The organism is Curvibacter fontanus (assembly GCF_054780335.1).
This window is the reverse complement of sequence record NZ_BAAGWN010000034.1, coordinates 1-22,072: the sequence shown is the minus strand read 5'-3', so window position 1 is coordinate 22,072 and position 22,072 is coordinate 1. Positions and strand designations below refer to the sequence as shown.

The window sequence follows — 22,072 nt, the reverse complement described above, 5'->3', positions numbered from 1 at the left end:
GGCTGACGTTGCCGCGCTGCACGGGGAAGCAGTGTTCGATGCGTTTGAATTGCTCGGGTGTGATCTCCATGCCTGCAGTTTCGCATTCGATGACTCTCGACACAATTAGTGTTAACACGCCCTAGCGGCTCTTGCAGCATGAGCACGCTTTGCTCGTTGCGTGCGCCGAAACCGGCCATGAACAGCTTGGCCTCCATCTGCTCACCCTGCTGCTTGCGCAACACCGGCAAGGCATCCAGAAATGCGCCGAAACTTTCAGGCTGCAAATAGAAGTAGTGCACCTCATGCGCCTGCCCCTCGCCACGCTCCAGCCAACTCCGCCGCACACCGAACAGCTCACACGCCGCCGCCAGGTGCTCGTCCGTCAGGCAGCGTGCCAGCTCCTCCGAGGACTGCACATCGCGCAGCGCCAGACCATGACCGAAGAAACGGGGGATCTGATTGGGGTGGACGCCGTGCGCCGCAAACAGGCGCAAGAAACGGCCCGCGAGCGTTTCCGGCTCGGGTGGCTGCGCCTTCTTGCGCCAGTAACGCTTGACGCGCTCCAGCAACGAGAAGAAGGCCTCCACCTGGTCCAGCATGGTCAGGCCACCTCTTGCACCAGCGCCTCGGCCAGCAGCGCCTGCTGGGCTTGGGCGCGGCTCAGGCGCTGGCGCAACTCGTCGCACAGGCGGCGCAGGGCGGCGACGCGGGCGGCGATGCGAGATTGTTCGGCAAGGGGGGGAAGCGGGATTAAGGTCGCCTTGACTTTGCCAACGTTCAAATTTGGTTGCGCGCCTCCTGCCGATAGCTCGCGGATTTCATCGTAGCTCTTCTCGAATACAAGTTTGACGTACGCCCTATGCGCGGCCGAGCTATCGACCAGAACAATGGCAGCGCACGCTTGATTTGTAGCGGCTGGTATTCGCAGTTCAGCCACTTGGCCGCGTGTTTTCCCTTGCCCGTACATTGCCACGATCAACGTACCAATGGGATATACGGTCAAGCTGGTCTGCTCAAGGGCGACGCCGGTAACGTGCTGCTCGGTTGCGTCAATGAAGGGTTGACCTGTTTCCCCGCTTGTCACCCACGGAGTCGTGCCATCTGTAAAGTACGCCGGGTTCTCTCGGGATGGCGTCGTTCCAGTCCCCACGCTCGCCAGCGAATCTATTGGCACCCACTCCCACCCCTGCGGTAAATCGAACGGCTGTTCGTCCGCCGCAATCGGTGGCAAGAGCTTGTCGCGTTTGATTTTGCCTTCGGCGATGAGCCTGTCTTTCTCAGCGCGGATTTTCTTCCGCAACTCGCTGGCGGGTTCGTCGTTGGGGTCCTGGGGGACGAGCAGGCCGCGCACAGCAAGTTGGAGGACGGTCTGCTCCAGAGCATCTACGGCCTCGGGACGATCGAGCAGCAGATCGAAATGCGCGGCCACGCGCTGCCAGTTGGCGGCCAGTTCTTCCGGCGTGGTGCTGGCGGTCAGACTGCCGAGCAGGGCCTGCAGCAGTTGCGCATGCTGCGTGGCTTCGAGTTGGGCTTTCGCATCCAATGCTTCGCACAAGCGCATGAGTTCTTCGACACGGGGGACGATGCGCTTTTGTTCCGCCAAAGGAGGAAGCGGGATCAGAAGCTCCTGGAATTTGGCTAGAGAAATTCCGCCAATGATTCCTGTCATGGCGCCGCGAAACGATTCAATGAAGTGCGGCGATTGATATGTAAACAGGATGAACTTGGGCGGAATATCGCCGAAAGGAGTGTTGGCAAAAAGTTTGTTTCCAAAACAAATTTCGCGTTCCGTCAATCCGCATTTCCTACCGGCACTACCACCTTCAGCACAGATCAAAACGGATCCAGGCAAAGCTACCTTGAATTTTGTTTCTCCAAAGGGAATGCGAATACCGTTTTCATAGTCAAGCGATTCAAGTCCGTAGCCAACGTCTTTGGTTGCGATGTACGGCAAGCCGATTTTTATAGCGTATTTAGATTCTTTTTCTGTTGAATTGATACTGTTGCCTGAAAAGATGTCCCCGATAACACCCAGCCTCTCCCAAACCCAGCCCTCCGGCAATTCAAACGGCGTTTCTTTCTCCGCAGTCTCCGCCAGCGGCTTGTCGCGCTTGATCTTGCCCTCGGCAATCAGCCGATCTTTCTCGGCCCGTATCTGTTTCAGCAATGCGCTCGCCGGCTCATCCGCCGGGTCCTGTGGCACCAGCTTGCCCTGCACGGCCAGGGTCAAAATCAATTCGCGTAGCCGCGCCACGCCCCCAGGGGCCTGGGCGATCAGCTCCACGCGCTCGGCGCGTTGGGGCTGCAGGTATTTGGCGCTGGGTTCCTGCGCCAGCAGCTCGGTGCTCACGCCTTGGCCCCCAGGGATTGCGAGAGGATGGCCTTGAGCTGGTCGCGCAGGGCCTGGGCTTCGGCCTGCAGGCGCTGGTAGTCGGCCAGCAGGTGATCGGGGTCGTGGTCCACCACGTCGCCCACGTGGGGGTTCTTCTGATCCAGGTTGTAGCCCGCGGCTTTGATCTGCTCGATGCTGACCTTCCAGGCGCGCTCGTTCTCCACCCGGTTGGCAAAACCATCGGCCTCGCTGCCACACCAGACCTTCTCGGCGTCGAACTCTTCGATGCGGATGGGCTTGGTCTTGTTGTAGCTCTTTACGCCCGGCGGGTAGGGGTGTTCGTAGTACCAGATCTCTTGCGTGGGCCGGCCTTTGGTGAAGAAGAGCAGGTTGGTCTTGATGCCGGTGTAGGGCGCAAACACGCCGTTGGGCAGGCGCACGATGGTGTGCAGATTGCACTCCGTCAGCAGCTGCTCTTTGATACGGGTCTTGACGCCTTCGCCGAACAGGGTGCCGTCGGGCAGCACCAGGGCGGCGCGGCCGCCGGGTTTGAGGATGTGCTTGATGAGCACGAGGAACAGGTCCGCCGTTTCCTTGGTGCGCACGTCGGCGGGAAAACCCTGCTCAATGCCCGGCTCTTCCACACCCCCGAAAGGCGGGTTGGTGAGCACCACGTCCACACGCTCGGCGGGGGTGTAGTCACGCAGGGGCCGGGCCAGGGTGTTGCCATGCACGATCTGGCTGGGCACCTCGATACCGTGCAGCATGAGGTTGGTGACGCAGAGCATGTGGGGCAGCTGCTTTTTCTCCACGCCGCCGATGCTGCTTTGCAGCAGCACCTCCTGCTCGGGGGTGCGCACCTGTTTGCGCAGGTGCTCGATGGTGCAGACGAGAAAGCCGCCGGTGCCGGTGGCCGGGTCCATGACACGCTCGCCCAGCTGCGGGTTGACCATGTCCACCATGAACTGGGTGACGGCGCGCGGGGTGTAGAACTCGCCCGCGTTGCCGGCGCTCTGCAGGTCGCGCAGGATTTTTTCGTACAGGTCGTTGAACTGGTGGCGCTCGGCCTGACGGTTGAAGTCGATGCCGTTGAGCTTGTTGATCACCTGGCGCAGCAGGTGGCCGCTTTTCATGTAGTTGTAGGCGTCTTCAAACACGCCGCGCACCACGTAGCCACGCGGGTTGCGCACGGGGTCGGCATTCAGGTTCTTGAGCGTGGTGAACAGTTCGTTGTTGACGAAGTTCAACAGCGGCTCGCCGGTGCTGCCTTCGGCATCTGTCGCCCAATGGCGCCAGCGCAGCTTTTCGGGGATGGGGCTTTGGTAGTTGTCGCGGGTGAGCTCCAGCTCTTCTTCCAGCGCGTCGAAGACCTTGAGAAACAGCAGCCAGGTGAGCTGGCTGATGCGCTGGGCGTCGCCGTCGACGCCGCTGTCCTGGCGCATGATGTCCTGGATGGATTTGATGACGGGGGAGAGGTTGGACATGCTTCTTTCGGGATCAATCAGACTTCAATGGGTACGGGGCAAATGCCCCACTAAAGACGTGCGGTGAACGGGCAGGAATGGGTCAGCCCCGTGGCGCGTACAGCTCCTGCTCCAGCGTGCGCAGGGCCTGCAGGTACTGTGGCCGGCCGCCGAAGCTGCGGATGATTTCGGCCGGGCGGCCGATGGTTGTAAAGGGCTGCACGTTGAACACGGTGTCGGCTTCGATGGTGGCGATGCCTTCGTCGGCGTATTTGTCCAGCAGCGCGTCGATGACCTGGCGCGCCACCGGCCCGTACTGCGTGAAGACGTTGCGCTTTTTCACGCGGTTGGCCCGCTCGCGCCGGGTGAGCGGCGGCATGTTGTAGGCCACGTGCAGCAGCAGGTCGAACGGGTCCAGATCCTTGCCCAGCTCGTCGGCCAGGGCGTCGATGAGCACGCCGCGCGATTCCAGCTCTTCCAGCAGAGCGGCCTTGCGGTCGGCGTCGCTCCAGGCCTGGAGGAATTTGTCGAGCGAGTCGTAGCGGCGGGTGAGGTTGATGCGGGTGTAGTCGCGCAGGCTTTCGGTAATGAGCTTGCCCTGGGCGTTGAGGTACTGCACGCGTTCGCGGGCCACGGCCACTGTGACCAGGTTGCCAAGCACGTATTTCTTCGGCTCGCCATCGCCCGGCCCCATGGGGGCGAGGGGGCCGCCTTCGACAGGCGCAGGCTGAACGGGTGCGGATACGCCAGCCGGCGGCAATTCGGGTGGGTTGACCGGGTCGTTTGCGCCAGGTTCGTAGATTTGCACCGGGTCACCGTCAAAGTCTTTGTCGGCAAACAGCTCGGTGGCGCGCTTGAAGTCGAGGATGGTGAACCAGCTCTTGCCCAGGTCTTCACGCAGGCGGGTGCCACGGCCGATGATCTGCTTGAACAGGGTCATGGACTTGATGTTCTGGTCCAGCACGATGAGCTTGCAGGTCTGGGCGTCCACCCCGGTGCTCATGAGCTTGGAGGTGGTGGCGATGACGGGGTAGGTCTTTTCGGGGTCGATGAAGTTGTCGAGTTCGCGCTTGCCCTCGACGTTGTCGCCGGTGATCTGCACCACGTATTTGGGGTGGGTGGCGCAGATGTCGGCGTTGGCATTGACCAGGGCCTGGCGCATGCGGGCGGCGTGGTCGATGTCTTCGCAGAAGACGATGGTCTTGGCGCAGCGGTCGGTGGCCTTGAGGTATTCGGTGATCCTCGCCGCTACCAGCGCGTCGCGCTGTTCCAGCACGAGCTTGCGATTCATGTCCGTGCCTGTGTACACGCGATCTTCGATCAGATTGCCGTGCTTGTCGGTCATGCCCTCCGTAGGACGCCAACCGAAGGTGTCCTTGTCCAGATCTATGCGGATGACCTTGTAGGGCGCCAGGTAGCCGTCTTCGATGCCCTGGCGCAGGCTGTAGGTGTAGAGGGGCTCGCCAAAGTAGTCGCTGTTGGAAACGTCCTTGGTTTCTTTGGGTGTGGCGGTCAGGCCGACCTGGGTGGCACTGCTGAAATAGGTGAGGATGTCGCGCCAGGCCGAGTCTTCATCCGCGCTGCCACGGTGACACTCGTCCACCACGATGTGGTCGAAGAAGTCGGGCGAGAACTGCTTATAGATATTGCTTTCTTCTGCTGTGCCGGTGACGGCCTGGTAGAGCGAGAGATAGATCTCGTAGCTCTTGTCCACCTGCTTGGTGGTTTTGTTCACCGCCAGTGCGACGTCTTCCACAAGCGCTGTGTCCTGCGCGCTTACCCGTTCCACGCCTTTGGCATTCGGGCTGAGCTTGGCCATGGCGCCCTTAAAGGGCCGGAAGTCGTTGACCATGGTCTGGTCGATGAGGATGTTGCGGTCAGCCAGAAAGAGGATACGTTTCTTGGCGCCGCTTCTCCACAGTCGCCAGATGATCTGGAACGCGGTGTAGGTCTTGCCGGTGCCGGTGGCCATGACCAGCAGCACCCGGTTGCGGCCGGCGGCGATGGCTTCCACCGTGCGGTTGATCGCGTTGAGCTGGTAATAACGCGGTGTCTTGCTGACTGCGTAGTCGAAAGCGACAATGCGGCGGGTTTCTTCGTTCCACCCTTTCCAGGCGCAGTAGCGCTGCCACAGTTCCTGCGGACCGGGGAACTCGTCCAGAGCCAGGTTCTGTTCCAGCGCGCCGGTGGCAAGCGTGGCGTCACGGAACACAAAACCGTCACCATTGCTCGAAAAAACGAACGGCACCTCCAACAGCTGGGCGTAGGTGATGGCCTGGGCCATGCCGGCGCCGACGGCGTGTTTGTTGTCCTTGGCCTCGACCACGGCCAGCGGGATATTGGTTTTGTAGAACAGCGCGTAATCGGCGCGCAACACTGTGGACTTGTCGCGCTGGGCCTTGGTGCCGCGCACCACGACGTGGCCTGCCCGCAGGGGATATTCGCGAAAGATCTGCTCCAGCCCATGCCACCCGGCCCGCTCCATGGCGGGCCGGATGTATTTGTCGCAGATGTCGCTTTCCGAGAGTTGCTTCTTGTTCAAACCGGCCTCCCCGCGATCCGCCTGTTGGGATCGGGGCAAGTGTGCCACGGCCGGTGCCGAACCGTCAGCGGGGGAATCTCAGGCCGCTTCGCGGTAGAACGGCCCGGCGCTGCCCAGTGCCCGCGTGGGCAACGGCGCCACCGCATCGTGGATGGCACCGATGTGCTCGGGCGTGGTGCCGCAGCAGCCGCCCACGATGTTGACCAGGCCCTCGGCCGCGAACTCACGCAGCAGGCGGCTGGTAACTTCCGGTGTCTCGTCGAAACCGGTCTCGCTCATGGGATTGGGAAGGCCGGCATTGGGATAGCAACTGATGTAGGTATCGTCCGCCACCTTGGCCAGCTCCTGGATGTAGGGGCGCATCAGCGCCGCACCCAGGGCGCAGTTCAGACCCACGGCCAGTGGCCGGGCATGGCGCACGCTGTGCCAGAAGGCGGTGACGGTCTGGCCGCTGAGGATGCGGCCCGAAGCATCGGTCACCGTGCCGCTGATGATGAGCGGCAGGCGCTGACCCGAACTCTCGAAGTACTCGTCGATGGCGAACAGCGCGGCCTTGGCGTTGAGCGTGTCGAAGATGGTTTCAACCAGCAACACGTCGGACCCACCCTCGACCAGGGCTTCGACCTGCTCGTAGTAGGCGGCACGCAGTTCTTCAAAGGAGGTGTTGCGCGCACCGGGGTCGTTCACGTCCGGGCTGATGCTGGCGGTCTTGGGCGTGGGGCCCAGGGCGCCCGCCACGAAACGCGGCCGGTCCGGGGTGCTGTACTTGTCGCAGGCCTCGCGCGCGATGCGGGCCGAAGCCAGGTTCATCTCGCGCGCCAGAGACGCCATGTCGTAGTCGGCCTGGGCCACGGTGGTCGCGCCGAAGGTGTTGGTCTCGACCAGATCGGCGCCGGCGGCCAGATAACCCTCATGAATGTCGCGAATGATGTCGGGCCGGGTCAGGGACAGCAGCTCGTTGTTGCCCTTGACGTCCTTGTGGAAGTCCTGAAAACGCTCGCCGCGGTACTGCGCCTCGTTGAGCTTGAAGCGCTGGATCATGGTGCCCATGGCGCCGTCCAGGACGACGATGCGGCGGGCCAGGATACCGGGCAGGGTTTGGGCGCGGGTGTAGTGCAGCGGCTTCATAGCCCTCCATTGTAGAAAGCCTGGCCTGGAAGGCCCAAGGCCCGCCCAAAACCCGGGACAATAGAGCCCCATGAAACACCTCCTGCCCCGGGAAGCCTGGGAGCTCCTGCAGCAACAGCCGACGGCATTGTTCCTCGACGTGCGCATGGAAATCGAGTCGCTGTACGTCGGCCGCCCGCCGGGTGTGGTCAACATCCCCTGGTACGAATACCCGGACCTGACACCGGATCCGGCCGCTTTTGTGGCCGCCGTCGAACGCGAAACCGCCGGCGACAAGGGGCGCCCCCTGGTGCTGCTGTGCCGCAGCGGCAAACGCACGCTGGATGCCGGCGAGGTCCTGCAGAAAGCCGGCTTCACGCAGCTCTACAACGTGCTGCACGGCTTCGAAGGGGATCTGGACGACCACTTCAAGCGTTCCACCCTCAACGGCTGGCGCCACGACGGCCTGCCCTGGGAGCAGATGTGATCTCCCTCTTGCACCCGGTCTGACTTGAACACCCCGTTCCTGTCCCCCCGGGACATCCTGCGCCGCGTCTTCGGCTACGAGGCCTTTCGCGGCCCGCAGCAGGCCATCATCGAGCATGTCGTCGCCGGTGGCGACGCGCTGGTGCTCATGCCTACCGGTGGCGGCAAATCGCTCTGTTACCAGGTCCCGGCCATTGCGCGCCAGGACGCCGGTCAGGGCACCGCGATCGTGGTCTCGCCGCTCATCGCGCTCATGCACGACCAGGTCGGCGCCCTGCACGAAGCCGGTGTCGAGGCCGCTTTCCTGAACTCCAGCCTCACGGGCGAAGAAGCCGCGCAGGTAGAAAAACGCCTGCTGCGCGGCGAACTGACCCTGCTCTACGCGGCGCCCGAGCGCGTCACCACACCGCGCTTCCTGGCCCAGCTCGATGCCCTGGCCGAGCGCGGACAGTTGGCCCTGTTCGCCATCGACGAAGCGCATTGCGTGAGCCAGTGGGGCCATGATTTCCGGCCCGAGTACCGCGCACTCACGGTCCTGCACGAGCGCTACCCCGGCGTGCCGCGCATCGCGCTGACCGCCACAGCCGATGCGCTGACACGCGCCGACATTGTCGAGCGCCTGCAACTCGAGCAGGCGCAACAGTTTGTCAGCAGCTTCGACCGGCCCAACATCCGCTACACCATCGTCGAGAAGAAGGACGCGCTGAGCCAGCTGCTGCGTTTCATCGAACGCGAGCATGCGGGCGAGGCCGGCATTGTCTACTGCCAGTCGCGCAAGCGCGTCGAGGACGTGGCCCAGTCGCTCAGCGAAGCCGGCATCCAGGCCCTGCCTTATCACGCCGGCCTGGATTCGGCCATACGCCAGCAGAACCAGAACCGCTTCCTGCGCGAGGAAGGGCTGGTCATGGTCGCCACCATCGCCTTCGGCATGGGCATCGACAAACCCGATGTGCGTTTTGTCGCCCACCTGGACATGCCCAAGAACATCGAAGGCTATTACCAGGAGACCGGCCGCGCGGGCCGCGACGGCGCGGCGGCCGATGCCTGGATGGCCTACGGCCTGCAGGACGTGGTGAACCAGCGCCGCATGATCGACGAAAGCCCGGCCGGCGAGGATTTCAAGCAGGTCATGCGCGGCAAACTCGACGCCCTGCTGGCCCTGGCCGAGGCGACCGACTGCCGCCGTGTGCGCCTGCTGGGCTACTTCGGCGAGGTCTACGGAGCGAGCCCGCCCGCCGCCGGGCCGCCCCAAGGCGGGCACGACCCCCTCGGGGGGCAGCGAGGACACGAAGTGCCGGGCGTGGTGGCCACATGCGGCAACTGCGACAACTGCCTGCACCCGCCCGCCGTGCAGGACGGCAGCGAACTCGCACGCAAATTCTTGAGTTGCATCTACCGTGTGCAACAGGCCAGCGGCATCAGCTTTGGCGCCGGCCACATGATGGACATCCTGCGCGGCAAGCAGACCGAGAAGGTGGCCCAGTACGGGCACGAGCAGCTCAGCACTTTCGGCATCGCCAAGGAGGCTGGCGAAAGTGAGTTGCGCGCGGTCCTGCGCCAGCTGATCGCGATCGGCGCGGTGGCCGTGGACGGAGGCATGTTCAACACCCTGCGGCTGACCGACGGTTCCCGGGCCGTGCTCAAGGGGGAAGTGAAGGTGCAGTTGCGCGAGTCGGTGGCGACGCCCACGGCCAAACGCAGCCGCCGGGCCGGCGCGCTGGCACCGGCAGCGCAAGCCCTGGGAGTGGACGACCAGGTGCGTTACATCAACCTGAAAACCTGGCGCGCCGAGGTGGCGCGCGAGCACAACCTGCCGGCCTATGTGATCTTCCACGACGCCACGCTGGCCGAGATTGCGCGGCGCCGCCCGCAAAGTCTGGAAGACCTGCAGGGCATCAGCGGCATCGGCGCCAAGAAGCTCGAGGCTTATGGCGCCGATGTGTTGAGGGTGGTGGCAGACGGGGCTTGAAAGGCGGCCTGCCGGCGCCTGACTTTCCGCTCAGTGACGGCGGAAGTTGCTTTCGTAGGACATGGCTGCAGCGGACATGGTGTTCTGCAGGCGCTCGATGGCACGGCTGTGGCGCTGCACCTTGGAGTTGTCGCACAGCTGCTGGCGGTGGTGCTGCATGAGCTTGTCGAATTTGGTGCGGCAGGGCTCCAGCACGCCGGCCAGGTGCAGGGCGATGTAGGCCACGTGGTCAGCCTGGGTCTGGCGGAACTCATCCGTCCACTGCTTGAAAAGCTGCCACTTGTAGGTGCCCTTTTCCGGCACTTTGATGATGTCTTTGCGCATGGTCATAAAGTCCTCTGCTGCGGGTCCAATGACTTCGGTGATCTGCCGGGACCGTCCCGGCGGCTCATACCGGCACCCGCCATGGACCTATGACGCTTGAGCGATGTAAACGGTTGACATAGGCCCGATGGACCTGGCCGACAAGCTGTGTCCAGGCGCAACAAGCCCGCTATTTACATAGGGTTATTGCATGAAGCCGACGCTGCGGCTTTCCCGTACTTCGGGCTTGATGCGGTGCTCGGCTTCGAGCTGCTCCAGGAATTCCAGCGCATCGAAACCGCCCCCCAGGATGTCAGCCTGACGCTGCACCGCAGCAAAATCGCCCGGGCAGAGTTGGTCCAGCAGGTCCAGCCGGTGCTGCAACTCGGGGCTGAGCCGCTCGGCCTGACCGCCCAGGGCCTCGGTCACGAACATGGCATGGCGCTGCTCGCGCGTCAGCGCCTTGAAGCGGATCTTGAAGGTGAAACGCCGCAGCGCGGCCTGGTCGATGCGGTCGAACAGATTGGTGGTGCAGATGAAGACCCCCTTGTGCCGCTCCATGCCCTGCAGCATCTCGTTGACCTCGGTCACCTCGTAGGTGCGCTGGGCGCCGCGGCGGTCCTGCAAAAAACTGTCGGCCTCGTCCAGCAACAGCACGGCGTTCTCGGCCTCGGCCTCGGCGAACATGGCCGCCATGTTCTGCTCGGTCTCGCCGATGAACTTGCTGACCAGGTCGCTGGCCTGGCGGATCAACAGCGGCCGCCCCATCTGCTCGGCCAGGTGGGCAGCCAGCGCCGTCTTGCCGCTGCCCGGCGGGCCGTAGAAGCACAGGCTGCCACGGCCGCGCGCCTGCAGTGCCTGCACCATGCGCGGCAACTCGAAACGACTCTCCACATTCAGCAGGGTCAGGTCATAACGCGTGTCCAGGTGCTGCGCCGGTGCGTTTTCGCGCCGGCCGCCCAGGGCCAGATCGGCATTGCGCAGCTGCCGCTCGATCAGCGCTTCCAGCCCCCCCTGGGCGTTCGGCGCCTCCTGCGCCGGGACGACCAGGCCGGCAAAACGCAGGGCCGTATGGATCTGGGCCGGGGTCAGCCCCTTGCGCGCCACGAGACGGGCCACGAAGGCGTCGGACACAGCCACCCCTTCCAGGGCCCGGTGCACCAGCTGTTCGCGCGCGCCAGGGGGCGGCGATTTCAACTCCAGGTGGTAGGCAAAACGGCGTCGGAAGGCCGGGTCGATCTGCTCGATGCGGTTGGTCACCCAGACCGTGGGTACCGCATTGGATTCCAGGATCTGGTTGACCCAGGCCTTGCCGCTGACGCTGCTGGAAGCCGGCGCCCCGGTCTTCTCGGCCCGCACCAGCAGCTGGGCCGCCTCGCTGGAGATCGGCGGGAAAACGTCTTCCACCTCGTCGAACAGCAGGGCCGACTGCGCGCTGCCCTTGAGGAACACCTGGGCGATCTGCAGCGAGCGGTAGCGTTCGCGCCCGCTCAGCGAATTGCCGTCGCGGTCGGCGTACTCCACCTCGAACAGCTCCAGCCCCGCGGCCTGCGCCGCCACCTTCGCCAGCTCGGTCTTGCCGGTGCCCGGTGGGCCGTAGAGCAGCACATTGACACCCACCTCGCGCCGCGCCACGGCGTTGCGCAACAGGGTCGTGAGCATCTGCGCCTCCTCGCCGACGAAGTTGAAATCCTCCAGCGCCAGGCTGCTCTTGCTGACCGGCCGGGTGAAGACGGCCATCAATTCGGCCTGGTCGCGGTAGGCGCGCATCAGCACCGGCGGCAGCTTTTCGCTGACCTTCATGAGGTCGGCCAGGTCGGTGATGTTGTGCTCCGAGATCAGGTTGTCAACGAGGCCGATACGTTCCAGCCGCGAGCCGGTGCGCAGGGCCTCGCCCACCTCTTCGGCCTTGACGCCCGCCACCTCGGCGATGACAGCATAGGCCTCGGCCGCATTGTTGACCTTGAACTCGACCAGCAGGCTGCGCAGTTCACGCTGGTAACGCGTCAGCGTGCCGTAGAGCAGCAGGGCGCGCTCGGCCTGGTTGAGCTGCAGCAGGTTGGCCAGGGCGTCGATGTTCTTCTGCACCAGGGTGGATTGCTTCTTCAGGGTCTGGCGCAGCCAGTCGCCGGTCACGGCCAGCACCGCCAGCAGGTCGCGCGGCTGGCTCTTGGCGTAATCGTCGAGATAGAAGAACAGCGTGCCCTCTTCGTAAGGGCCCCGCCAGTCACCATACCGCGCCAGGAAAGCGTCCATGTCCAGCGCCTCGTGGCCGGCCCAGTGCTCGTTGCCGGCACAGCGCCGTTCCAGGTAGTCGCGCAGGCGCTGCAGCACAGGCAGGGGCCAGACCAGATGCCGGCCGGCCAGTTCGATGACGCCGTGCAGGTCGCGCCGCGCATTGAAGCCGCCACCCATGCGACTGACCAGGGTCAGCACAAAATGGGAGCACATCAGGTCCAGCACCGGCGCATCGCGCAGGCCGGGCGAGGCCAGCAAAGGCCCGTCTGCCTTGTCGATCAACAACCGCTTGACCATCCACCGCCCTCCAACAGGACCAGGTTCCAGGACGCGTTCACGATAACGCAGACCACGACCGCTGGGAAGCCCTGTCTGGCCATGACCGCCGGCCGGATGGCGCTTGACTTCCACGGCACGCCGGTACACCCTTGGCGGTTGCCTGTGTACGGTCAAGGCCTCGCATGTAAAATGCGCGCTGTCGATTACCAGCCCATAGAGGAAACAGCATGTCCCACCAGCAGCCCCAGTCCGACGACCCCATCGAGAACATCGTGCACACGGCACCGGTGGTCATCCCGTTGCTTGGCGGCCTGATGATTTTCCTGCTTGCTTTCATCGCCGTCTTCATGGCCTGATGTCCGTGACGCCCATGCGGCCGCCACGCCTTGGGGCTGCGGTGCACCTTCGATAGGGCGCCGCAGCCCCCTCACCTCTCTCCCGTGCCCATGCCTGGGCGGCACCTGCGCCATCAGCGCGCGCCCCTCGTTCCCGACCCTCACTTTCTGCGTCTCCCGACGCAGCCAGCCATGACGGCCCACGCACCCGCGGCCGCACACAGACAACCGCGCCCGGCCTTTTCTCAAGGCATAGGGTTATGCATGTTTTGCATGAGTTTTGACTGTAACCCGGATGTAACTCGGGATCCAGTTCATACAATGGCCCGCACCGGCGCCCGGCCGTGGCCGACGCTCAGGTTCTGAGGCCGCTCCGGGGCAGCTCCGGGAAGGCCGCAGCGAGAAGATCACCACAACCAGGAGCCGAGTCCATGAATTCTCCCGTGATGCAGGGTATCCACCTGAATGCCCCCAGCCATGTGAAACACGCCCGGCTGCTGGCCTGGGTGGCCGACATGGCGGCCCTGTGCCAGCCCGCCGCCATCTACTGGTGTGATGGCAGCGACGCCGAATACCAGCGCCTGTGCGAGCAACTGGTCGAGGCGGGCACTTTCGTGAAGCTCAACGAAAGCAAGCGCCCGAACAGTTTCCTGTGCCGCTCCGACGCCAGCGACGTGGCCCGCGTGGAAGACCGCACCTTCATCTGCTCGGCCCGCAAGGACGACGCCGGCCCGACCAACAACTGGATCGACCCGGCCGAGATGCGCGCGCTCATGCAGTACGGCAAGGTCGATGGCACGCCCGCCCTCTTCAAGGGCTGCATGAAGGGCCGCACCCTGTACGTGGTGCCCTTCTCCATGGGCCCGCTGGGCAGCGACATCGCCCATATCGGCGTCGAACTCTCCGACAGCCCCTATGTGGCCGTCAACATGAAGCTCATGACCCGCATGGGCAAGGCCGTCTACGACGTGCTCGGCACCGACGGCGACTTCGTGCCGGCCATGCACACCGTGGGCGCGCCGCTGCAGCCGGGCCAGAGGGACAGCAGCTGGCCCTGCAACCAGACCAAGTACATCGTGCACTACCCCGAGACGCGTGAGATCTGGTCCTACGGCTCGGGCTACGGCGGCAACGCCCTGCTGGGCAAGAAATGCTTCGCGCTGCGCATCGCCTCCAACATGGGCCGCGACGAAGGCTGGCTGGCCGAGCACATGCTGATCCTGGGCGTGAGCAACCCCCAGGGCAAGAAATACCATGTGGCTGCGGCCTTCCCCAGCGCCTGCGGCAAGACCAACTTCGCCATGCTGGTGCCGCCCGCTGGTTTCGAAGGCTGGAAGGTCACGACGGTCGGCGACGACATCGCCTGGGTCAAGCCCGGCCCCGATGGCCGCATGTACGCCATCAACCCGGAAGCCGGCTATTTCGGCGTGGCCCCCGGCACCAACTACAAGACCAACCCGAACTGCATGGAGTCGCTCAAGCGCGACGTGATCTACACCAACGTCGCGCTGACCGACGACGGCGACGTCTGGTGGGAAGGCATGGACGGCGAGCCGCCGGCCCATGCCATCGACTGGCGGGGCTTGGACTGGACACCGCAGATCGCCAAGGAAACCGGCGCCAAGGCCGCCCACCCGAACTCCCGCTTCACCGTGGCCGCCACCAACAACCCGGCGCTGGACCCCGAATGGGACAACCCCAAGGGCGTGGCCATCGACGCTTTCATCTTCGGCGGTCGCCGCTCCAACACCGTGCCGCTGGTGACCGAGGCCCGCAACTGGACCGAAGGCGTCTACATGGCCGCGACCATGGGCTCGGAAACCACGGCGGCCATCATCGGCCAGCAGGGCGTGGTGCGTCGCGATCCCTTTGCCATGCTGCCCTTCACGGGCTACCACATGGGCGACTATTTCGCGCACTGGCTCAAGCTCGGCGAGAAGGTCGTCGCCCGGGGTGCGCGTGTGCCCTCCATCTTCACGACCAACTGGTTCCGCAAGGGCGAGGACGGCAAGTTCGTCTGGCCCGGCTACGGCGAGAACATGCGCGTGCTCAAGTGGATGATCGACCGCATCGAGAACGAGGTGCGGGGCCAGGAGCACTTCTACGGCGTGAGCCCGGCCTACGAGGAGTTCAACTGGAAAAGCCTGGACTTCACACCCGAGCAGTTCAAGTCCGTGACCAGCATCGACAAGGCCCTCTGGCTGCAGGAGCTCAAGCTGCACGACGCACTGTTCGAGCAGATCGACGCGCGCCTGCCCCAGGCCTTGCGCGACACGCGCCAGCGCATCGAGAACCTGCTGACGGCCTGATCACAGGACTCTCATCGAAAAGGGGCGCACAAGGCGCCCCTTTTTTCTTGCTCGCTTGCAAGCCGGCGGGCTCCTGCCCATCCGCCTCTTTACTCTGGCAGAACGAGTCCACGGCTGGCCCGCACACCCGAAGGCTCGCGCAAGCTCAGCGCGACGGCCTGGGGCCTCAGACCCGGCGGCAACTGGAGCTTGCCCGTCATCTTCAGGTAACGCGCGACCCGCAGCCGGTAGGCGCCGCTGGCACGCTGGCTGTCGGGCGGAAAGGTCCATTGCACCGCATGTCCGTCCTGCATCCCCAGCACCAGGAACTCGAAACTGCCTTCGTAGGAACGCCCGTCGTTCGAAACCACGAATTCATAGGCCAGCTCACCCGGGACGGCACGGGCTCTGGCGATGTCCAGGGTCTGGATCTGCAAGCCCTCCAGGGCGAGCGGCGCCAGCGGATCGGCTGGTGGTGGCTCGGCCGGGGCCGGTGGCCGCGCAGCGGGCGGTGTGTCCGGCTGGCCAGCTTCATCGACGTCAGAGGCCACGGTCATGGCCGGGGCGTCGGGCCGGGGCTGGCGTTCGTACCGGATCCCGGCATAAAAACTCACGACGCAAAGCACTACGAGGGACCCCGCCCGCAGGCTGTACTGCGCCCAGACCTTCCAGCGCGGTACGGGCTCGGTGATCACGATGCTCGGCGGCATCTGTGCGAACAGGCTTCGATTAAAGGGAGAGGACACGTTGGCGGGGGTTTCTTGAGCACTTCAGCAAAACTGCGGCATTTCGCAGCGCCGATGTCTGGACTTTATAGCTTCTTGCGATTGCATTGAAGCCTCCGACCAAGAACCTCAAAGAAAAAGCCACCCGAAGGCGGCTTTTTCATACGCTTGCAGACAGCGCAGCAGCGGGAGGAACGCTTACTCGTTCCAGACGCGGCTGGTCAGACGGGCAATGCGACCGGCAGCGTGGTAGTTCACGACACGGACAGCCGTCTCGTTGACCACGGCATCAGCGTCGCCATTTTCGGCGCGGGTGGCGGCAGCCTGGATATCAGCCATCACCCGCGAATCCTTGCGGGCCAGGTCCCAGAGGCGCTCATCGGCGCGGCGGCGGGCGATGCCCTGCGACCAGGCATCCAGGCCTTGCATGACACGACCGGCCAGACCGCGGGCGGTCGGAGCTAGCAGGGCCAGGGCGGCAAAACCGATGAGCCACATCAGGACCCAGACGGCCATCAGATGGCCGTCGGCCCAGGTGTCCATGAGCTGGTCGGCCACCACCACCAGGGTCGCCACCATGGCGGCGAGCAACACACCGGCCAGACCGCGTGTGGCCGTGAAACCGCTGCGCAGGATGCCGGCGGCATTGACGACGCGCTCGAAACGCTCGACGCCGGGGTGGCTGTTCGAGTACTCAAGGTGGACGAAACTGTTGTTCATGGTGAACCTCCTGGGTGAAATATTTGCTGCGATGTCGAGATATTAGGGTTTTTACTACTGTCATTCAACTTTATATTAATGATGATCAAAATTCACAAGAGTGATGTACTATCGCCAAATGTCTGAACTCAACTTCCGCACCCTGGATCTGAACCTGCTGCGGGTTTTCGATGAAATCATGGCTGAGCGCAGCCTGACAAAGGCTGCCGGCAAGTTATCACTCACTCAACCAGCTGTCAGCAATGCACTGCGGCGTCTGCGCGAGGCTCTGGGCGACGAACTGCTGCGCCGCAGGGGGCAGGGTCTGGAGCCGACGCCGCGCGCCCTGGCTCTGTGGCCCACCGTGCAGCAGGCCCTGCAGGCCTTGCAGGAAACGCTGGCGCCCGGCAGCTTTGTGCCCGGCCAGGCCAACACCACCTTCGTGCTGGCCATGGCCGATGCCACCGCCGCCGAACTGATCCCAGGCCTGATCGCGGTGATCGACCGTGACGCCCCGGGCGTCACCATCCGCGTCGTGCCGCTGACCACCCGGGACCCGCGCCGTCTGCTCGACGAAGAGGCCGCCGATCTGGCCATCGGTTACTTTCCAGCCGTGCTGGCCTCGCTGACAGCCCAGGCCCAGGCCGGCGACACCGTGGCCTTCGAGCATCAGCCCCTCTATCGCAGCGACTATGTCTGCGTGATGCGGCGCAACCATCCGCTGGCCCATGAGGAACTGACGCTGGACCGTTATTGCGCGGCGCGCCATCTGCTGGTCAGCTTCTCAGGCCGGCCCTATGGCTTCATCGACGAGGCCCTGGCCGGGCAGGGAAGGCAACGCCAGATCGTGCTGACCGTCAACCAGTTCTTCACCGCCGGGCGCGTGGTCTCGACATCCGATCTGCTGACCGTGCTGCCGCGGCACTTTGTCAGCGTGACCGGCATCGCCGACCAGCTGGTCCTGCGCGAGCTGCCCTTCAGAGTGCCGGCGGTGCATGTCGACGCGGTCTGGCACCGCCGGCTGCAGCACAGCGGTGCGCATGCCTGGCTGCGCGAGGTGCTGGCCCGATTGCCGCAGCAGCGGCGAGGGGAACAGGAAACCACACCTCCTTGACACAAGTCAAAGTTCCGGCGGCCCATCTCTCTACACTGACTGCACCCACAAAGGAGCTCACCATGAAAATTCTTCTGGCTGTCGACGGCAGCGAGTACACCAAAAAAATGCTGGCCTACCTGACCACGCATGACAGTCTGTTCAGCGCCGACCACAGCTACACCATCTTCACGGCCCAGCCCCAGCTGCCTCCCCGTGCCCGTGCCGCCGTGGGCAAGGAGATCGTTGACAAGTACCACACCGAAGAAGCCGAGAAGATCGTGGCCCCGGTGTCCAAGTTCCTGGCCCGGCATGGCATCGAAGCCAAGAGCCAGTGGAAGGTCGGCCCGGCCGGTGAGACCCTGGCCAAGGTGGCCGAGTCCGGCAAGTTCGACTTGATCGTCATGGGCTCCCACGGCCACGGCGCCCTGGGCAATCTGGTGATGGGTTCGGTCGCCACGCAGGTGCTGGCGCACTGCGGCGTGCCGGTGCTGCTGGTCCGCTGAGCCACAGCCCACTCACGCGCGCCGTCACCGCTGCCCCGGCGGTTGACGGCGTTTCTGCGTCGGGCCCCGCTGGCTCTTCAACGCTGCAGCGGCGCTGCCTGCGGCTCGGCCACCACACCGGCCAGCGTCAGGCCCATCCATTGCCGCAAGTCGGCCCACATGCGCTGGATCTCGACATTGCGCGGCGTCAGCAGGGCGCTGGGGAGTTCGATCGTCACCACGGGCATGCCCCTGTGCACGCCGCCGTAGTTGCCCAGCGAGCCCGGGAAGATGCCGACCTGGTCCAGGTAGAGCCGGCCCAGGCGACGCGGCGGCTCGATCGGGCCGTCGAAGTCGAGCACACCATAGGGCGCGTGGATGCTCACGATGAGGTTGGGCTTGAAACGCTGCATCTCGTCGTGCAGGAAACGGCTTTCGGGTTCACTCAGCGGCATCCTGCCCGGCCAGCGCCGCGGGTCCTTGCGGGTGCGCTTCTCCCAGTAGATCGCGGCGTCGCGCTCCCAGTTGGGCGTGGGGAAATTGCGGTTGAGGTCCACACCATTGGCATTGACACGGCGTGCCGGCTTGTCGAACAGGCCATCGGGATTGAGCGCAGGTATGAAGCGCCAGTGGATCGCCTCCGGCGTCCCCTGCGCCAGCCGGATCCAGTGCAAAGCCACCGAAGCCGATGACAGCTCGTCCCCATGCATGCCGCCGATCACCAGGACGCGCAAACGCGTTGTGGGCGGTTGGACATCACGCGTGTAGATCATCCGGCCCTTGACGCTGCGCCCATCGCTGGGCTGCAACTGCGTCGCCTGGCACAGGGCCCAGCTCACGTTCGGCAAGCGTGCATAGAACTCGTCGCAGGCGCGCCCATTGGCCTGCGCGCTCATGGCCAGCAGCAGCGGCACTGCGGCTGCCGCCATCCGTTTACAGAAACCCATGCCGGCATTCTAGGGCGCGCCCAATTTCAGGTAAATTGCACGCATGGTGCGACTCGATGTCGCTTCATGTGGTCCTTGTGACCGCCTTTAACTAATGACTTCCTCTCTCTATAGCAGAGGGGAAGTTGCCCCCTAAAAAGGGCCAAATCTGTGACGGCTGTGAAGCCTTTTCTCTGCCGTCTGCCGGACACCGAAAGGTGCATCCGCAGTGGTTTCGTACCCGCAAGGGAGCGAAATTTCGGCATATATGAGACATGGATTTCATCTTTACCCAATCTTTACGATCACCTAGTGATGCTTCAGACTGGAGTGGATGCGATTAGTCATGAGCGCAACCGCGCTCCGTGTCTTGCTTTCCTACAAAGCCACCGGTGGAACCCGGTGTCCTCGACTACATGTGCTGGCTGAGTAATTGGCTGGTGCAGAGCTGTAGTTAAACGACCCGTGCGCTTGCGCACACAGAACAGGTGCAAACCTGTTCGACCTCACGAGTAGGAAGTGAGGGGGCCGCCGAGGAATTAGGTATGGGAAAGATATCTGAACGCTCGTCCGAATCGTCGTTAGCAATAAGTGGCTTACTCCTATCTCCGCCGCAAGGCGGGAGCCACGTACCAAAACGGTGTGATGCCTTGGGACTACATGTCATGCCCTGTAGTCCGTTCCCTGATGGCATCCGGCGAAAAGAGCGTCCCTACCCCTGACTGTTGGCAAGCCAGCCGACGGGGCACGGAGTGAAACGAGGTAAACCCAATGTCCCGCCCATGTCCTCGGACACGGGCAGCCTGAGCGTAAGCGACGGTGTTGGGCCAGTGGGCAGAGGAAGTTGCAAAAAGCGAATGGCGGTCCGTAATGGGTCGCATAGGTGCCATGCACTGAGGTGAAAGCCTGCCAACTTGCAACAGGTGCGACGGCGCAAGCCGTCTGTGTACTTAAACCGACCCCGAGGGTATTCGACCCTCGGGTCGAACTACCTTCATTTGGGGTCAGCCTGAATGGAGAGAGGTATGGAAAACATCCGCAAGGATGCTGCGCTCCCCAACGTGACTGACTGGCATTCCATAGACTGGAAGAAGGTCATGTTGTTCGTAGGGAAGATGCAGACGCGCATAGCGTTAGCTGAAACGGAAAAGGACTTCCGCCGGGTCGCAAGACTACGAAGAAGCCTGATCCGCTCCTGGCAAGCAAGGGCACTTGCTGTCAGGCGAGTAACTGAAAACCAAGGGAAGCGAACGAGTGGCGTCGATCGCGAGCTTTGGGACGAGCCACACAAGAAATTGGCAGCGGTGAGTCGACTGAACCAACGGGACTACAAAGCACGGCCCTTGCGTCGTGTCTACATCCCTAAACCAAATGGAAAGGAACGCCCTTTGGGTATCCCCACCATGCTCGACAGGGCGATGCAGGCCTTACACCTGCTTGCGCTGGAGCCTACCGTGGAATGCGCGTCCGACCCGAATAGCTACGGCTTTCGGAAAGGACGGTCAACGCACGACGCAAGGGCTCAACTGTTCGTGTCCCTCTCTCAGCAAGCCTCGGCTCGCTGGGTGCTGGATGCGGACATCGAGGGGTTCTTCGACCACATCAACCATGATTGGTTAGTAGCTAACGTGCACATGCACAAGCGAACACTGCGCACATGGTTGAAATCCGGGGTAGTTGACGCGGGTCAGCTCCGGGCCACGGCAGAGGGCACGCCGCAAGGTGGTGTCATCTCGCCGGTGTTAGCGAATGTTTGTCTCAATGGTTTGGAAATCGGACTCAAAGCGTACTTGAAAGAGGCGCTCGGAACGGTGAAAACCAAAGAGGCAAAGGTGCATCTTGTCAGATATGCGGACGATTTTGTGGTGACCAGCGAATCGAGAGATCTGCTGGAAACTATCGTACGACCATGGGTGGAAGCGTTCCTGCGCGAGCGGGGATTGCGACTGTCCGAGACCAAGACACGGGTCGTTCATATAGATGACGGATTTGATTTCCTCGGATGGAATTTCCGGAAATACTCCGGAAAGATGCTCATCAAGCCAAGCCGGAAAAACGTGAAAACGTTCTACGACAAGGTAAGGGAAATCATCACCACTTCGCTGCACATGCCAGAAAGTGTGCTCATAACGCGGTTGAACCCGGTCTTAACTGGCTGGGCTCGATACCACGAAGGTGTAGTGGTCAAGACTACCTACAGCAAACTCGACCACCTCATATGGTGGAAGCTGATGCGGTGGGGTAAGAGGCGGCATCCTCGAAAAACCGGTAAGTGGGTCGTTGACCGCTACTGGAATACTTCCGGTTCACGCTGGGAGTTTGAGGGACACGACACCGACCGGAACGGCAACCCGATACAGCTTCGGTTGTATCGCTTGGCGGACACAAAGATTGTTCGCTGGGTCAAGGTGAAAGGGGATTACAACCCGTTCCATCCGGACTGGGAGTACTACGGCGAGAAACTGCGGCAGCAACGGATGCGTAACGCAATCTGGGGCTACCAACGTCTCAAGCTGTGGTTCTCTCAGGGTGGTGAGTGCGCGCGCTGTGAGCAACCATTAGACGATGCTGAGGAAAGCTGGGATGACCACCATATCATCTACAGACAGCATGGGGGGAGTGACGCTCTCTCCAATCGGGTGCTGTTACACCCGATATGTCACCGGCGAGTCCACGCCCTTGGCTTAGAGGTTACTATTGATCTTCTCTAAAAACATGACAACCGCTGTACCGTCCGTGCGTTATGTCTGCAGGCTTGTTCCTGGAGAATATGGGCATGGTGCAAAAGCGATTGAGCGAGGCGGCGAAAAAGCGGGTGCG

General features: G+C 63.2%; 17 protein-coding genes. 7 read left to right on the top strand and 10 right to left on the bottom strand.

Going from position 1 to position 22,072, the window contains the following annotated elements:
* The 5 genes from ACYVH8_RS13035 to ACYVH8_RS13015 form a co-directional block, all read right to left on the bottom strand.
* Window positions 1-581 (bottom strand): hypothetical protein (locus tag ACYVH8_RS13035; protein WP_460489245.1); only part of this gene is annotated, 581 nt, incomplete at its 3' end.
* 2 nt (window positions 582-583) lie between these two features.
* The gene (locus tag ACYVH8_RS13030) at window positions 584-2,332 is read right to left on the bottom strand and encodes a restriction endonuclease subunit S (protein ID WP_460489244.1); all 1,749 of its coding nucleotides are present in this window, start codon (window positions 2,330-2,332) and stop codon (window positions 584-586) included.
* Window positions 2,329-3,798: a type I restriction-modification system subunit M gene (locus ACYVH8_RS13025; protein WP_460489243.1), complete on the bottom strand. Its 1,470-nt coding sequence runs from the start codon at window positions 3,796-3,798 to the stop codon at window positions 2,329-2,331. Before ACYVH8_RS13025 ends, ACYVH8_RS13030 begins: the two co-directional genes overlap by 4 nt.
* Window positions 3,799-3,880: 82 nt before the next feature.
* On the bottom strand, window positions 3,881-6,319 hold the full coding sequence (hsdR, locus tag ACYVH8_RS13020) for an EcoAI/FtnUII family type I restriction enzme subunit R (RefSeq protein ID WP_460489242.1): 2,439 nt from the start codon (window positions 6,317-6,319) through the stop codon (window positions 3,881-3,883).
* 78 nt (window positions 6,320-6,397) lie between these two features.
* Window positions 6,398-7,447: a homocysteine S-methyltransferase family protein gene (locus ACYVH8_RS13015; protein WP_460489241.1), complete on the bottom strand. Its 1,050-nt coding sequence runs from the start codon at window positions 7,445-7,447 to the stop codon at window positions 6,398-6,400.
* A gap of 70 nt (window positions 7,448-7,517) precedes the next feature.
* Between ACYVH8_RS13015 and ACYVH8_RS13010 the strand changes: the two genes are divergently transcribed.
* The gene (locus ACYVH8_RS13010) at window positions 7,518-7,913 is read left to right on the top strand and encodes a rhodanese-like domain-containing protein (RefSeq protein WP_460489240.1); all 396 of its coding nucleotides are present in this window, start codon (window positions 7,518-7,520) and stop codon (window positions 7,911-7,913) included.
* 39 nt (window positions 7,914-7,952) lie between these two features.
* Complete coding sequence (locus tag ACYVH8_RS13005; RefSeq protein WP_460489246.1) at window positions 7,953-9,881, top strand: RecQ family ATP-dependent DNA helicase; 1,929 nt, start codon at window positions 7,953-7,955, stop codon at window positions 9,879-9,881.
* 30 nt (window positions 9,882-9,911) lie between these two features.
* Here the strand turns inward: ACYVH8_RS13005 and ACYVH8_RS13000 are convergent, their stop codons facing one another.
* On the bottom strand, window positions 9,912-10,211 hold the full coding sequence (locus ACYVH8_RS13000) for a hypothetical protein (RefSeq protein ID WP_460489239.1): 300 nt from the start codon (window positions 10,209-10,211) through the stop codon (window positions 9,912-9,914).
* A 177-nt stretch (window positions 10,212-10,388) separates the two neighbouring features.
* A complete protein-coding gene (locus ACYVH8_RS12995) occupies window positions 10,389-12,719 on the bottom strand; it encodes an ATP-binding protein (protein WP_460489238.1) in 2,331 nt (776 codons plus the stop codon).
* A 209-nt stretch (window positions 12,720-12,928) separates the two neighbouring features.
* On the opposite strand from ACYVH8_RS12995, the gene ACYVH8_RS12990 reads away from it, so the two are divergent.
* Both ACYVH8_RS12990 and ACYVH8_RS12985 read left to right on the top strand, forming a co-directional pair.
* Complete coding sequence (locus ACYVH8_RS12990) at window positions 12,929-13,057, top strand: hypothetical protein (protein ID WP_460489237.1); 129 nt, start codon at window positions 12,929-12,931, stop codon at window positions 13,055-13,057.
* 410 nt (window positions 13,058-13,467) lie between these two features.
* Window positions 13,468-15,345 carry a phosphoenolpyruvate carboxykinase (GTP) gene (locus ACYVH8_RS12985; RefSeq protein ID WP_460489236.1) on the top strand — a complete coding sequence of 626 codons (1,878 nt, stop codon included), beginning with the start codon at window positions 13,468-13,470 and terminating at the stop codon, window positions 15,343-15,345.
* A gap of 89 nt (window positions 15,346-15,434) precedes the next feature.
* Here the strand turns inward: ACYVH8_RS12985 and ACYVH8_RS12980 are convergent, their stop codons facing one another.
* Together ACYVH8_RS12980 and ACYVH8_RS12975 are read right to left on the bottom strand one after the other, a co-directional pair.
* Window positions 15,435-16,070: a hypothetical protein gene (locus tag ACYVH8_RS12980; RefSeq protein ID WP_460489235.1), complete on the bottom strand. Its 636-nt coding sequence runs from the start codon at window positions 16,068-16,070 to the stop codon at window positions 15,435-15,437.
* A 177-nt stretch (window positions 16,071-16,247) separates the two neighbouring features.
* Window positions 16,248-16,769, bottom strand: coding sequence for a hypothetical protein (locus ACYVH8_RS12975; protein WP_460489234.1), 522 nt, complete (start codon window positions 16,767-16,769; stop codon window positions 16,248-16,250).
* Between the two features lie 118 nt (window positions 16,770-16,887).
* Between ACYVH8_RS12975 and ACYVH8_RS12970 the strand changes: the two genes are divergently transcribed.
* Both ACYVH8_RS12970 and ACYVH8_RS12965 read left to right on the top strand, forming a co-directional pair.
* Complete coding sequence (locus ACYVH8_RS12970) at window positions 16,888-17,862, top strand: LysR family transcriptional regulator (protein ID WP_460489233.1); 975 nt, start codon at window positions 16,888-16,890, stop codon at window positions 17,860-17,862.
* 62 nt (window positions 17,863-17,924) lie between these two features.
* Window positions 17,925-18,347 carry a universal stress protein gene (locus tag ACYVH8_RS12965; protein WP_460489232.1) on the top strand — a complete coding sequence of 141 codons (423 nt, stop codon included), beginning with the start codon at window positions 17,925-17,927 and terminating at the stop codon, window positions 18,345-18,347.
* A 77-nt stretch (window positions 18,348-18,424) separates the two neighbouring features.
* On the opposite strand, the gene ACYVH8_RS12960 is transcribed toward ACYVH8_RS12965, so the two are convergent.
* Window positions 18,425-19,273 carry a M14 family murein peptide amidase A gene (locus tag ACYVH8_RS12960; protein ID WP_460489231.1) on the bottom strand — a complete coding sequence of 283 codons (849 nt, stop codon included), beginning with the start codon at window positions 19,271-19,273 and terminating at the stop codon, window positions 18,425-18,427.
* Window positions 19,274-20,277: 1,004 nt separating this feature from the next.
* Here ACYVH8_RS12960 and ltrA point away from each other — a divergent pair.
* A complete protein-coding gene (ltrA, locus tag ACYVH8_RS12955; RefSeq protein ID WP_460489230.1) occupies window positions 20,278-21,963 on the top strand; it encodes a group II intron reverse transcriptase/maturase in 1,686 nt (561 codons plus the stop codon).
* Window positions 21,964-22,072 lie beyond the last annotated feature (109 nt).